The organism is Singulisphaera acidiphila DSM 18658, from assembly GCF_000242455.2.
Classification (GTDB): Bacteria; Planctomycetota; Planctomycetia; order Isosphaerales; family Isosphaeraceae; genus Singulisphaera; species Singulisphaera acidiphila.
On the sequence record NC_019892.1, the window covers coordinates 8280216 to 8293914 of the forward strand.

General features: G+C 63.5%; 10 protein-coding genes. 3 read left to right on the forward strand and 7 right to left on the reverse strand.

From position 1 onward, the window contains the following. Nucleotides 1–176 precede the first annotated feature (176 nt). The gene (gene mutS / locus SINAC_RS32250) at nucleotides 177–2774 is read left to right on the forward strand and encodes a DNA mismatch repair protein MutS (protein WP_015249742.1); all 2598 of its coding nucleotides are present in this window, start codon (nucleotides 177–179) and stop codon (nucleotides 2772–2774) included. 86 nt (nucleotides 2775–2860) lie between these two features. On the opposite strand, the gene SINAC_RS32255 is transcribed toward mutS, so the two are convergent. After that, entirely contained in the window at nucleotides 2861–3904 is a 1044-nt protein-coding gene (locus tag SINAC_RS32255) for a sulfotransferase domain-containing protein (RefSeq protein ID WP_015249743.1), read from the reverse strand. 718 nt (nucleotides 3905–4622) lie between these two features. On the opposite strand from SINAC_RS32255, the gene SINAC_RS32260 reads away from it, so the two are divergent. After that, nucleotides 4623–4988, forward strand: coding sequence for a hypothetical protein (locus SINAC_RS32260; protein ID WP_015249744.1), 366 nt, complete (start codon nucleotides 4623–4625; stop codon nucleotides 4986–4988). A gap of 20 nt (nucleotides 4989–5008) precedes the next feature. On the opposite strand, the gene SINAC_RS32265 is transcribed toward SINAC_RS32260, so the two are convergent. The 3 genes from SINAC_RS32265 to SINAC_RS32280 form a co-directional block, all read right to left on the reverse strand. After that, nucleotides 5009–5686 (reverse strand): RNA polymerase sigma factor, encoded by a 678-nt coding sequence (locus SINAC_RS32265; protein ID WP_015249745.1) that lies wholly within the window; start codon nucleotides 5684–5686, stop codon nucleotides 5009–5011. A gap of 380 nt (nucleotides 5687–6066) precedes the next feature. Further along, complete coding sequence (locus SINAC_RS32275; protein WP_015249746.1) at nucleotides 6067–6564, reverse strand: hypothetical protein; 498 nt, start codon at nucleotides 6562–6564, stop codon at nucleotides 6067–6069. Between the two features lie 347 nt (nucleotides 6565–6911). Next, nucleotides 6912–7874, reverse strand: coding sequence for a C-terminal binding protein (locus tag SINAC_RS32280; RefSeq protein WP_015249747.1), 963 nt, complete (start codon nucleotides 7872–7874; stop codon nucleotides 6912–6914). 299 nt (nucleotides 7875–8173) lie between these two features. On the opposite strand from SINAC_RS32280, the gene SINAC_RS32285 reads away from it, so the two are divergent. Further along, a complete protein-coding gene (locus SINAC_RS32285; protein ID WP_015249748.1) occupies nucleotides 8174–8953 on the forward strand; it encodes an HpcH/HpaI aldolase family protein in 780 nt (259 codons plus the stop codon). Nucleotides 8954–9072: 119 nt separating this feature from the next. On the opposite strand, the gene SINAC_RS32290 is transcribed toward SINAC_RS32285, so the two are convergent. The 3 genes from SINAC_RS32290 to SINAC_RS32300 form a co-directional block, all read right to left on the reverse strand. Beyond that, nucleotides 9073–10542: an IS701 family transposase gene (locus SINAC_RS32290; RefSeq protein ID WP_015244795.1), complete on the reverse strand. Its 1470-nt coding sequence runs from the start codon at nucleotides 10540–10542 to the stop codon at nucleotides 9073–9075. A gap of 198 nt (nucleotides 10543–10740) precedes the next feature. Then, nucleotides 10741–12078, reverse strand: coding sequence for a hypothetical protein (locus SINAC_RS32295; RefSeq protein ID WP_237722659.1), 1338 nt, complete (start codon nucleotides 12076–12078; stop codon nucleotides 10741–10743). 286 nt (nucleotides 12079–12364) lie between these two features. Next, on the reverse strand, nucleotides 12365–13672 hold the full coding sequence (locus tag SINAC_RS32300) for a glucuronate isomerase (protein ID WP_015249750.1): 1308 nt from the start codon (nucleotides 13670–13672) through the stop codon (nucleotides 12365–12367). Nucleotides 13673–13699 lie beyond the last annotated feature (27 nt).

Sequence of the window (13699 nt, forward strand, 5' to 3'; positions counted from 1 at the left end):
GCCAATCAGCCAGTCCTTCTTCTGGATGATTCGTGGCGTGCCTTGAAGAGCGGCCGGGTCGGCCGCCGTCGTGGGCCTATTGGTCCAGCGACGGCCGACCCGGCCGCTCGTGTTCCTCACGTGTGGATTCGAGAATCCTGTCCTCTCCTCTCTATGAGTCTCGACGGCCTCTCGTCATGAGCGATCCGCCTCTCACGCCGATGATGCAGCAGTATCGCGAGCTCAAGGCCCGCGATCCTGATGCGCTCTTGCTCTTCCGCATGGGCGACTTCTACGAGATGTTCGGCGAAGATGCCGAGCGGGCCGCCCCCCTGCTCGGCCTCGCCCTGACCGCGCGCGACAAGGGACCCAACGCCGTCCCGATGGCGGGCTTCCCCCACCCCGCGCTGGAGTCTTACCTGGCCAAGCTCGTCCAGGCCGGCCAACGCGCCGCGGTCTGCGAGCAGGTCGAGGATCCGAAGCAGGCCAAGGGCCTCGTCAAGCGCGAGGTCGTCCGGGTGGTGACGCCAGGGACCTTGACCGACGAGGCTCTGCTCGACCCGAAGAGCGCCAACTACCTGGCGGCCGTCGTCGAGTCCTCGGGCAAGCTCGGCCTGGCCTGGGTGGAACTGTCGACCGGCCGGTTCTCGCTGACTGGTGTCTCGCGCACCGAGCTAACGGACGAGATGGCCCGGCTCAACCCGGCCGAGACCCTGGTCTCGGAGATCAGCCTCGACTCTCCATGGGTCCGCACCTTGCGCACCCACCTCGGGCCGACGATCACGTCGCGTCCCTCGTGGGACTTCGTCTCGGAGCAAGCGCGGAACACCCTGAACGAGCACTTCGGGATCACGACCTTGGCCGGGTTCGGCATCGACGACCAGGCCCCCGAGGTCGCGGCCGCCGGTGCCTTGGTGGCCTATCTCCGCGACACCCAGAAGTCCTCGCTCGGCCACCTCACGCGGCTGACCCCCTATCGTCGGGCTGATGTCCTGGCACTCGATGAAATGACGCGCCGGAGCCTCGAGCTGACCCGAACCCTGCGCGACGGCAAGCGGGACGGCTCGCTCCTCCAGGTCATCGACCGGAGCTGCACGCCCATGGGGGCCCGCCTCTTGGCCGACTGGCTGACCTCTCCTTTGACCCACCTGGAACCGATCGCCGAGCGCCACGAAGCGGTCGGCGAGTTGCTCGGCGACTCGTTGTTGCGCAGCGATCTCCGCTCGTCCCTGGGCCAGGCGTACGACCTCGAGCGGCTGGCGGCGCGGGTCGGAACCGGCCGTGCCACCCCGCGCGACCTGGCCGCCCTGGCCCGGACACTCGCCCTCCTCCCCAAGATCCGGGCGCGGTTGACCGCCCGCTCCTCGAAGCGGCTCAACCAGCTCGAAGCCGCGTTGGAGCTCTGCCCCGAAGTCCGGTCCGCGATCGAAGCCGCTTTGGTGGACGACCCTCCCCTGACGATCAAGGAGGGGGGCCTGATCCGCGAGGGGTATCACCCCGACCTTGACGAACTCCGTGAAATTGCTCGAGGGGGCAAGTCGTGGATCGCCAAGTTCCAGTCGGAGCAGGTTCGCCGAACGGGCATCGCGAACCTCAAGGTTGGTTTCAACAAGGTCTTCGGCTACTACATCGAAATTAGCCACGCGCAAGGCTCGAAGGTCCCCCCCGACTTCATCCGCAAGCAGACGGTCAAGAACGCCGAGCGGTACATCACCCCCGAGCTCAAGGAGTACGAGGACAAGGTCCTCCGCGCCGAGGATCGGGCGAACGAGCTCGAATATGAACTCTTTACGACTCTTCGCGACCGGGTTGCGGCCGAAGCGCCCCGTTTAATTCAGGCGGGAGCCGTCCTGGCCCAGGTCGACGTGCTCTCCGCGCTCGCCGAGCTGGCCGCGCGGCACGGCTACTGCCGCCCCGAGATGGTGGCCGAGCCGGCCCTTGAAATCGAGGTCGGGCGGCATCCGGTGCTCGACGTGCTGATGCCCCCGGGCGACTTCGTCCCCAACGACACCCGGCTCAGCCCCAACGACGGCACGATCGTCGTGATCACAGGGCCGAACATGGCGGGGAAGAGCACTTTCATCCGCCAGGTGGCCCTGCTCACGATCCTGGCCCAGATCGGCAGTTTCGTCCCGGCCCGACGCGCCCGGATCGGAGTCGTCGACCGCCTCTTCGCCCGTGTCGGCGCCACCGACGAGCTCAGCAGGGGCCAGAGCACGTTCATGGTCGAGATGACCGAGACCGCCAACATCCTCAACAATGCCACGGCGCACAGCCTGGTCATCCTCGACGAGATCGGTCGAGGGACCAGCACCTTCGACGGCATCTCCCTGGCCTGGGCGATTACCGAGCACCTGCACGACGTGGTCGGCTGCCGGACCCTGTTCGCAACCCACTACCACGAGCTCGTCGAGCTCGAAAAGACCAAGCCAAGGCTCCGCAACGCGAACGTCGCGGTTCGCGAAAGCGAAGGGGAAATCGTCTTCCTCCACCGGATCGTGCCCGGCGGCGCTGACCAGAGCTACGGAATCCACGTCGCCCGATTGGCCGGCGTCCCTGCCCCGGTGCTCGAACGGTCCCGCGAAATCCTCGCCTTCCTCGAAAAGCAGCACGGCCCCGACCCCGGACCGCCAGCCGGCCCGATCCGCAAGGTCAGGTCAGGCCGGGCCCTGACCGGCAGCCTCTTCGCCGCCTTGCCCGACCCGCTGCTCGACGAACTCCGCAAAATCGACCCGGCCACCCTGGCTCCGGACCAGGCTGTCGAACTCGTCAAGCGGCTCCGCGAGCTGGCCTGAACGCGGAGTCGTCTCGACCTTTTGGCGGCTCACGCCAAAGGTCGAGACGCTCGCGAAGCGATGGAGCCCGTCGGCTCAGTTGCTGCTCATCTCTGGCCGCCACCGGAGGTGATCCCACAGACGCGCTGAGCCACCCGTTTCAAGCGTCTGGCGAGTACAAGCGGAACCGTCTCGACGGGAACAACCACTTGGTTCTTCGCCTCCAGCTCAACCTGGATCCGCTCCAGATTCTGACGCGCTTCGAGAAGGTCCTTGATGGTCTTGCGGTGTTTCGACCGTTCCAGACGCAAGTGCTCGCGGGTCGAATCAAGCTGAAGGTGATTCCAATTGCGATCGGCCTCGAACGGTTCGAGCCGGTCGTTCGGGTCACACGCATAGCCAAGCGTTTCAAACGGCTCCGGAATTGAATGCGCGATCGCGTGGGCTTCGGCCGCCGGGATCAAATTCTTCCAGAGACCGGGCTGCCCTTGCCAGTAGTGGAAGTGCCAGACCTCATGGCCCGGCTTCTTTCGGCCGATTGCGTTGACGTCGACAACCTCGGTAATCGATTTTCGTGGCGGTTCGCCAATCTCGTTGACGAGCTGCTCCAGAGTCCCTGAGGCATCGGCAACGAGATCCTCGTAGCGAATCCGCAAGACGCCAGGCCGGTTCCACCACGCCGGGCTATGGAACAGGAAGCAGCGGGCGTACTCGGATCGGGTCCATTCCAGAAAGGCTTCGCTTCGGGGAAGCACTCCCACGATTGCGCAATCGAGGCATTCTCCACCGCCGGGGCAGTACCCCTCTTGGTGGATGTAATAAACATAGTTCAACCATGACATCAAGACATCGAGTGGATGCCGAGCCAGCACCGCGACCCGCACGCCGTGACGTTCGAGCACTTCGAGAAACGGCTCTTTCGGATACCAGTGGATCTGGATCACACATCGCCTGGGAAGATTCTCCCAATCGACTTCTTCCGGAGTGTGAACAGGGATCTGCTCGAGTTCGTAGAGCGATCCAAGCAACTCGCGGGTCCAGGTATTGCCTGAACGGGGGGTACTCACCAGGGCAAGGCGGAGCATCGACTGGTCATTGCTCAACTGCGCCGGATCGGTGACGTGCTCACACGTCTTGTCGTCCTCGGACATGCCGCCTCTCCCGAGTTGATCTGGGATCGTGACTGATCACTTAGTCAGACCCTTCCTGAGCCGTCTCTCTCGGACCGAGTGGGGCGCACAAATCAAGCCCAGGAACCTCGTCCCGATCGTCAACGTTGCACAGGATCGCGTAAACAAAACCGGGGGCGGCATCTCACGGCCTAAACCGGAGCCCGATCTTGCCGCGAATTGAGGTGCGGAGCCAGCAGGAACGGACCTCGAAACTCGCCTCGGGAGAAGAGACAAGTGCTCGAGGCCGATCGCCGAATCACCTAAAACCTTCAGGGTCACAAGTTCTATCGGCGATACCCTTAAACTCCCTGGACCAATTATTCCGAATAATCGCCATTTTCATGCATTCCCCGGGGTTTGGCCTTGGTGACAACAGAAGGGATTCGTAGGCACGTGTCTCCACTTCGCTTACAATTCAAAGATAGGTGGAGACGAATGCGCCACGGTCATGTTGCCCGCTCGCCGGGTAGGCATGGCCCCATCGTGCTAGACTTCCGTTTTAATATTGCCGGGTAGACTTCAGCAGGCCGGTTCACGATGGGGTTGGCAGGCTGTAACCTGTTTTCCAAGAGAAAACGGGAGGGTCGTGCCCACCCTACAGCAAGTCGGTAAGAATGAATCCGAATTCTCTTGGAGGTTGGGCGCGGCCCACCGCGCAAGAGAGTGCTTGTCGTGCCTCCCTTACAAGAGATTCGTGATGGACGCAAATATCCCCGAACAACAATCGACGGCCGAGGCGGAGTGGCAAACCCGCGAGCGTTACTGGCGGCGAAAGCTCGGAAGGATTCGGCTGGGGGTTGAGCCAATCGAGGAACAGGTGGCGAAATATCGACGCGTCACCTGGATGCTCACCGCGGTCCCGTTGGGGCTGGCGCTCATCTTCGTGGCCTTGTTCACGGCCTTCCGGCGGCCGGATGTGGGGGCGATATTGGCGGGTGTGTTGTTGCTGCCGGTCGTGGCCCTGGCCTGGTTTGATTTCGGGCTGCTCAAGCTCCGGGTGGCGCGGTACTCGCGTGAGTTCGAGTCGTATCACCCGCGATCGACACCCTCGGGGCGAACCTGACGTTCGCCCCGGGTGTCGAATTACCAGAGTGTGGACTCTTCAGCCCGTGCGCCAACAAGGTCGGCATCCTCCTCGTCGCCGCCGGACTGATCGCCCCACTCGTCGGCATCGGCGACGCTCGCCTGGAGTTCGGCTTTCAGTCGCTTTCGAGCCGTGTGCAGCCGCCGCTTGATGGTCCCGATCGGCACGGCGAGCTGCTCAGCGATCTCGATCAACGAGTGGCCGTGGATGTAGAATGCCACCAAGGCCTCGCGATCGATAGGCTTGAGCCGCTCCAGGGCCTCCCAGAGCCGATGAGCTCGTTCACGGCTGATCAGCTCATCAAGAGGAGCCTCACGCTGTTCGCCGGCCCCCTCGAGGACGCTGGTCTCCACGCTCGGCGGCACGCTGCGCCGGGTGGCTCGGTTGATCGCCATCCGGACCGCGACCTGCCGCAGCCAGCCAGCGAACCGTTCGGGTTCGCGAAGTTGGTCGAGCCGCCGCAGAACGTGGAGGAAGACTTCCTGAGTCAACTCGAGCGCCTCGCTCGGGTTGCCCAGCCGCCGCAGGCAGATGGCGTGGACGGTGCGCTGGAACTGTTCGACCAGTTCTCCGAACGCTTCGCGGTCGCCCTCTTGGGCGCGTCGAACCAGTATCGCCAGATCGGTCCAAGGTTCATCCCGGACCGTGAGATTTCGTATAGTCGCCAGCACGTTCATCGCTCCCCATTCCTCTGGGGGTCCAGGGGCGATCGAGGCCAAGCCGCGTACGGTCAAAGGGCCTACGATCGAACCACCGCAGTCCACGAATCAGGCGTCGACGAGCGAAAGGGAGAGGCGAACCCACGGCCGAGATCCCTTTTTGATCCTGGGTGAGCGCATTGCGCACCAGGACGGGACGGCTCGAGTGTCGCTCGCCTTCGCACGGCGGCCGACGGAGACGGCTGGGGCGCGGTACCCGTTGCGATGGGGCAACTTGGGTCGTCCGCACGAAGCCGACCGCCAACTCAGTGGGCTGGAGTTCCTCCTCGAAAGTCACGACCGACACTGTCGCGAGCGTTCGAAGGTGTTCCAACGATAATGAGCCGGAGGTTCGGCGCTCACCCTCCCGATGCCGCGAGTATCGCGGCGCCGGTCGCTAGGGCAGCTCGGGCCGAGGCCAATCCAAAACGCTTCTCAACCTGCGAGCGCTTACCGGTTGTCGCCGGTTTGCGATCGCGTTTCGAACGATCCGGATCTTGCGGATCCAGAAGCCGTTCGCGAGAGAAGGCTTGGGATTCACCCTGCCGACAGGTCCTGTCGGACGGGGTAAACATCTCGGCGGCGAACTCGCCCCACGGCCTGACCGAGCGACTCTGTAAGAGCCACGTCGGTACGGGGAGTGAGCCTGGAATTACAGGAATCTCTCCTCTCGAAAGCGAAATCGAGAGCGGTAGATATCCATGCATTCCGTCGCGCATAACGACACGATGGACGTGGCGGGTGCGCAGGGTCTGGAGATCGCCGGTGTTGATGTTCGCCGTGACGGCGAGCGACCGCGTGCCGAGGTTCAGCCCATTCAGATTGGCCGACAGCGTCCGGTTCGTGCGGTTCAACATGGCGAGACCCTCACATCCGCCTTCAAACGGCGGGCTGTTGAAGTGAGGCGACCAGTCTGGTCGCCGTGCGGGCCGTCCCGGGAGAGGGCGGCCGTCGCGAGTGCGGGACGTTCAATCCGTCCCTGTCTATTGACGAGTCCTGAAGGTCCGTCAGAGCTCCCGATTTCTCATATCCGCCGGGCAACACGCCCGGCGGCCGATTGATCCTGGGGAGCGACCCAATGAGAGTCGCCCCCTCGTGTGCGGTCTTAGACATCATAGCGGCCAGGGATGTTCGCGCAAAATCAAAATCATTGTCGGAATTTTTGCGGAACAGCCATGAACACCTGGTTCGATGATTCTAACCCTTAGAGAGAGACAGAGTTGCGAACGGGCTCACCGAGAAGAACCCGGCGGACTTCCTCGGCGGCTTTTGTCCGCAATTCGATGAAACCTTCGACGCTGTAGAACGCCGAATGCGGGGTAAGAAGCACGCGAGGGTGGTGCCGCAGCCGGTCATCGTCCAGCGGCTCTCGCTCGACGACGTCGATCCCGGCCCCCCCAACCCGGCCAGAGTCGAGCGCTTCCAGGAGCGCGGCCTGGTCGACGATCGGACCGCGCGCCGTGTTGATCAAAAGCGCACCGGGACGCAACCGGGCTAGCGCTTTGGCGTCGATCAAATGATGCGTGGTGGCGTCCAGATAGCAGTGGAGGCTTACGTAGTCACTCTGTTCCAGCAGCTCCTCCAGGCGGTGGGCCCGCCGGATCCCGAGCGCCTTGTCGACTCCTTGGGGCACGAGCGGATCAAAGAAGACGACGTCCAGGCCGAACGCCTTGGCGCGGAGGGCGGTCGCGGTCCCGATCCGGCCGCAGCCGACCAGGCCGAGCGTCTTGCCTCGCAGTCGAGGAGTCCCCAGCGCCGTCCGATAGTCCCAGCCCCCCGCGCGGATCGCCTCGTGCGACGGAACGAGTTGCCGCGCCAAGGCGAGGAGAAACATGATCGCGTGATCAGCCACTTCCTCGGTGCCGTAGTCGGGGACGTTGCACACGATCACGCCGTGACGGGCGGCCGCCGTCCGGTCGACGTTGTTGTAGCCCACCCCAGCGCGGACGATGCACTTGCACCGCGGCGCGTTCGCGAACGTGGACTCACCCAAAAACGCAATCTCATGATACGTGATCAGGGCATCGGCCCCGGGCAGATAGCGAGCCAGGCTCTCCTCATCGGTGGCGCGGGCCAGCTCGACCCGGGCGAGGTCGCCGAAGATCGGAGCCTCGATCGAGGTCTCGTCCAGGAAGTCAGTGATTACCACCGTGAAGGCAGACGACATCAACCGTTCCTCTCGCATTTGACGGAAGGATCAAGAGGGGAGAGCCCCCAAACAAACGAAAAAAAGGGACAGCGGCGAACCACTCGAGTTTAAGATCCACGAGCCCTTCAAGACCGAAGCCCGACCCGCGCGCCTGTCCCAAAGGAGCAACCCCTTGGTTATGGCCGATCGGCCGGTTAGGTTCAACCGTCGGCCCAAGGTCGACGTCCTTGTTCTCAGATGGCTCGAGCCCCCGGAATCGCCCCAGGCCCGGCCCTCCTGAACTTTTTGAAGAATCGACCCCACGAAGGATGAGACGGATGCGACGGATCAAAGAACTCCTTGCCCAAGGGCAAGTGGTCCGCATGTTCGGCCTCGGGCAGTTGCTGAGCCCCAAGCTGATCGAAATTCTCGGTGAGCACGGCGAGTTCGACGCGCTTTGGCTGGATGTCGAGCATGCCGGCATCGGCATGAAAGAGATCGAGTTAGCGACCCTCGCAGCCAAGGCCTATGGCCTGGATCACTTCGTCCGGCTTCCGGCCACCGACTACGCCTCGATCATGCGGCCGCTGGAGGCCGGCGCGGGGGGAGTCATGGTCAGCATGGTTCGCTCGCCGGAGGAGGCCGAACAGGCGGTTCGCTGGGCCAAATTCTGGCCTCGCGGCGAGCGAGGAATGAACGGCGGGAATCGAGATGGTCGGTTCGGCCTCACCCCGATCGGCGAGTATGCCGCCCGCGCCAACGCCGAGACATTCGTGGGGATCCAGATCGAGACCGCCAGCGCGATCGCGTCGGTTGCCGAGATCGCCGCCGTTCCGGACGTCGACCTGCTCTTCGTGGGACCGGCCGATATCAGCCAAGTGCTTGGGGTGCCCGGCGAATTCGAGCATCCCCGCTGCCTGGAGACCATCGAAAAAATCGCCCGGGCCTGTGCCGACGCGGGCAAACCGTGGGGAATCGTACCGCGGGGGAAAGAGTACGCCGAACGGATGCGCGGCTGGGGCTGCCGGATGTTCGTTCTCGGTTTTGATATCCACGCGTTTCACGCCGGGATCCGCGCCGCGAAGGAACGCTATGGATCGTTCTTTCCGGCGAGCTGAGTTTGACTTTTGCCGTTTTGACGACCTTGTCGTGCCAGCGCGCACCCTGATCCGAGGAGACCCCTTGCGACGGCGTCTCGGACCGGGCTTTTGAGCGTGGCAAGCGACTTGGCGGGGGTTCAGGCCGCGGGGGCAAGGCCGTTGAGCAGGAGTTGCCGGAATCCGGGCGTGAGCTTTTGGAACACCACGCGATCACCAGGGATCGCCAAAACCCATTCCAGCCACAACCAGCGGCGGACCGCCGTGATCGCATCCGAGAACGTTACATCACATTTGCCCGGCCAGTCCACGCCGCCGACCCGCGACCCGCGTCTCGGCAATCGGGAGTAAAGCCAGGTCACCAGGGTATACAGTCCGAACAGGCAGGGACCCACGCGCAGGACCGTGTCTCGACTCCAGCCACGCGTCGTCTCCATGCGGAGGTAAGAGCGAATTTCCTCGAAGGTGGTCTCGATGTTCCACCGCGCGGTGTAGGTCTCGATCAGCGACGTGACGCTCATCGTGGCGTCGGTCGTGAAGAAATATCCATCCCGGTGCGTGCCGTCCCGGTCGTGGACGAAGACCCAGCGCACGTTCACCAGGGGACGTCCTCCCTTGTACCAGAGTCCGGTCCCCGTCACGGTCTCGACACGACGTCGGCCGCCGCCGTACCAGGCGACTTCCAGGGCCTGTCGTTGCTGGCTCACCTTGACGACTTCCGCCGGGCCGGGCAACTTCGCTCCCTTAACCCGAGGACGTCCCAGGCCCGCGTATTGCGGTGGTGGCTCGACCAGGTTGGCATCGGGGTAAAACAAGCTGACGAGGGTCAGCCGCTTCGGGGTCCGTGCGGCCAGTTCCGCCAACTCGTGGGTCGCATAGCCGCCGTCGGCGGTGACGACCAGGGTCCGATCAGGGAACCATCGCATCAAGACACGAACCAACTGGCCGAGCAATTGGGGCGGTGTTTTGTGCCGTCGGCCGCACTTCGCGTTATCCTCCTTGGTTCGATACAGCGCGATCAACAGCGGCAAGGCCCAGCGTCGCGTGGCCCAGGGGACGGGGACGAGCAGGGCCAAGACGACCCACTTATGCCCCCAGCGGAACGCGGTGTAGGTGTGAGTCGAGCGAACCGGGTCGCGATGGCGTCCCTTACCGTAGACATGAGGGCCGGGATGCTCGGTGACTGTGTCGTCACCCGCCAGGAGGATCGGCCCGTGCGGCACGAAACTGGCGAGGACCGTGGCGATGTAGCGGCGAGCCAGGGCGGCGAGCGACCATCGGTCGCGCGAGAAGACGCGGTGATAGCTGCTGGGGTGCCCGGGCGCCAGGGTGCCCAGGACACGGAGCAGGTTGTTGATCGTGCGTCCGCCCAGAGTCAGGATCGCGGCCAGGGCCAGGAGGATGAACCGGCGATGGGCCGCCCGCGAGAAGGCGGGTTCGAGGGGGTCAAGAACGGTGCGGACCTGCTTGGGGAGTTGCTCGTGAATTCGTTCGAGCCTTCGCCGTGTGGCCCGCGCCTTGCGAGCCTGTCGCCGCCGGTTGGTCCGCAACCGCAAGCGAAGTTGCTTCACGGAGAGTCGCGCGCGAGTCCGATCGGTTAAACTGGTCATGGCGGCCTTCTTGTGTGCGAGGAAGGGCTCTGTGCATACCCCTCATTGCACCAGGGAGGCTCGCCACATTTGTATCCCAAAACGGCAAAAGTCAAGCTGAGATTCGTTGACAAAAAAACAAAAGGGTGCGTGAGTCGACTCCTGAGCCGACTCACGCACCCTCGAGATGATCTCATCCTCTCACTTCGCGTCGACGGATCAGCGATCCCGGTTCGACATATCACGGCTCCGGTTTTGCTCGACAGCCGCGAGGATGCCGAACCTGAGCTTGCGATAAAGCACGGGCTGGTGCTCCTTGGGAACCTCCCTGGTGATCCACTCGATGGCCGACTCGGACGCGCCTCGGAAGCCCTGCGACTCGGCAATGGCACCGAGGGCGACGAGTCGTCGCGGCTCGTCGGGGTACAGGACGATCAATCGTCGTGCATCCTCGAACCGGCCGACGGAGATCAGGTTATCGATCAGAACGCCGGTCAGGATGGCGCGAGGATCGTCGAGAGGAATCGACGAGACCGCATTGGCAGCCTCGTGGTAAGTCGCAGTGGCCCCCTCCGCGTCATTCCCCCGCGCCTGGGACTCGGCGACCTTGACCAAGGCGTCGGTCCGCACTTCCGGCTGAGGGATCAGCCGGGAGATTTGAACCGCTCGCGCGTACTGCTTTGAATGGGCCGCCGCAGTCGCGGCCGTCACCAGGGCCCGATCTCGCCAGACTGGACGATTGATCAGCCGAGCGTCCTCCGACGCCTTGACCAACATCCGGTCGGCACGGACGTCGAGCGGATGCGTTTTCTGTTGGTTCGCCGGCTCTTTGTCATCCTTGGGTTCGTCATGCGGGAATTCGTTGACGACCGTCTGGCTGCCGAACGCCTGGCTCTCGACAACCCGGTAGAGCATCTCGGTGTGATAGGTCGGATTGTAGATCCGAGTCGCCAGGAAAGCGGCTCGAGCCCACTCGAGTTCGGCCCGACTGATCAGCATCTCCCGATCGACCTTGGACGATTTCGAGAGCGGCTCCTCGGGTTCGTTGAACTCGGGGAGGCTCAAATCCGCCTTCCCTTCACGGAGCAGAGCTTCGCTCAGGTTATTCAACCCATTGATGATGGCGATTAGCCGAAGGTCATGGACCGTCCGGTCGGTAATCGTGAGCGCAGCTTCCGCAGCCTCGCCCAGCGCACGATGCGCCAGCTGCATTTGGCTGCCGAAGATGGCAACGCTCGCCACCTTGTTCAGCGTCAGGCTGCGATCACCCGGATCGGAGATCGAGCGTGCAAATTCCAACTCTCTCGGCTGGACTCGGCTGAGGTTGGGGGGATTGGTGCGGCCCGCCTCCTCAGAGAAGCTCGAGATTGAAAACAGGTCTTGATTGTCCGGAAAGGTCACGTTCGCCCCAGGACCGAGCGGAACGCTGTAGCCTGGAGGGAGCAGAGGAACGAAGCCCGAGGAAGGGACAAAGCCCCCCGCTTCGGGTCCGAGCGGGCGGTTGGGACCAACCCCTGAGATCGACCCCGAGGGATTCCTCCCGATGGCCGACGACATTCCCGTCCCGGTCCCTGCTCCCGACCCCGATGAAAGCCCTGGCCCACTCGGAGCCTGAGCCGTTGCAAAGATCGGCAGACTCAGGGCAAAGCCCAGAGTCACTGCCGCCGAAACCATATTTTCGAAGCGTGCTCGCGTCATGGGTGCCATTCCTTGAGGGCCCGCCGATTTGGGTCGGAAGCCCCTGGAGAAAGGGTGGGACCGTCGAGGCGATCGACAATCTAGCCCACCCTTTCTTGTTAATGGAATCATTCCCCGCGTTCCGCTCCAGGTCAAATCAACCTCTCTAGGAGGCCGCCCCCGCTCGACTGAAAATTCGCTTTGGGTTTTCGAGCAGGATCAGCCGGGCCAGTTCGAGGGCGCGATCGATCGACCATCCCTGGCCCCGAACCGCGTCGTCGGCCAAGGTCTCGGCCAGAACGCGACGGAACATGTTAAACTTCGGCAGCACGAACTCGAGCTTGTAGGCGTCGGAGTAGTACCCCACCTGCTTCACCTTGGGGACCGCCTGAAGCCGAGCTCGTAGGTCGGCGGCAATGTATGCCGGGATGTTTGAGTACCACCAGTGCCCCATCGGAATCACGTTCGGGAAGATCCAGGAATAGGCCACCAACTCGCCCCCCGCGTCGGGCGAGAGGGTCGAGACCGGGAACGTGACCCCGGAGAAGTGGTTGAACAGCTCGCGGTAACCGTGCAGGCTGACCCTACGGTCAAACAGGTCGCGTCCCCCCGCAACACCCGCCGGATAGACGTTCCGGATCGGGCCGATCATCAGGTCGAACGGCAGCCGGAACTCCGCGCAGAACTCGGCCAGGGTCCAGAAGACAACCTGCCTCACCTCGTCGTGCTCGTCGGGCCGCTGATCCATCTGATGAATCGCGCGGCGGACCGGCGTCACCGCTCGCTTGGCGGTGGCTCGGTAGGGCGCGAAGTCAGGCGGGAGACTGATCGCACAGGCGCGCGCGCCCCGCTTGACGAACCGTTCAAAGAGCACGCCGATCGCCTGGCGGAGGGTCGCATAATCCTGGACGTCAACATTCGTGGCACGTCGGAGCCGGTCAACGGTCGTCGGTTCGTGAAGCTTCAGGACCAGGTCGTCGGTCCGCAGGCAAGGGACGTACTTCTGCGGATCCCACCCTTCGAGCGGGTCGTCGAATTCGTTGGTCAGAAAGACGGCTTCGAGCTGTGATTTCTTCCAGACCTCGCGGTCCCATGCCTCGCCGCTGCTCGAACGTTGGGCACGGTCGTAGAGTTCGCCGATATTCTGGGGCGTGATCCGGTCGTGGGGGAAGTCGTGAAACGTCTTGGCAATTTCCAGTAACCACGAATACTGGACGGTGTTGTCGATCCGATCGAGGTAGCCGGCCAGGTTCCGGACCCTTGTTTCCGGGTCGAGATTCGGCGAGACGAGCTCAGCGGGCATCCCCGCCGAGTGGGCGAGTTCGGTATAGTAGTGATACCCGAGGACTTCGTCGAAGTTCCGCGCTGCGGGCCGGGTCGGATCGATGTGCGAGTGGGGATCGAAGATCGGCCAGCGAGCCATCTCGTCAAAGAGTTCGCGGGCCTTCGGGTCGTGCGGTGAGGTTGTCGGCATCGTTGAACAGCTCGGCGCGGGGTAAGA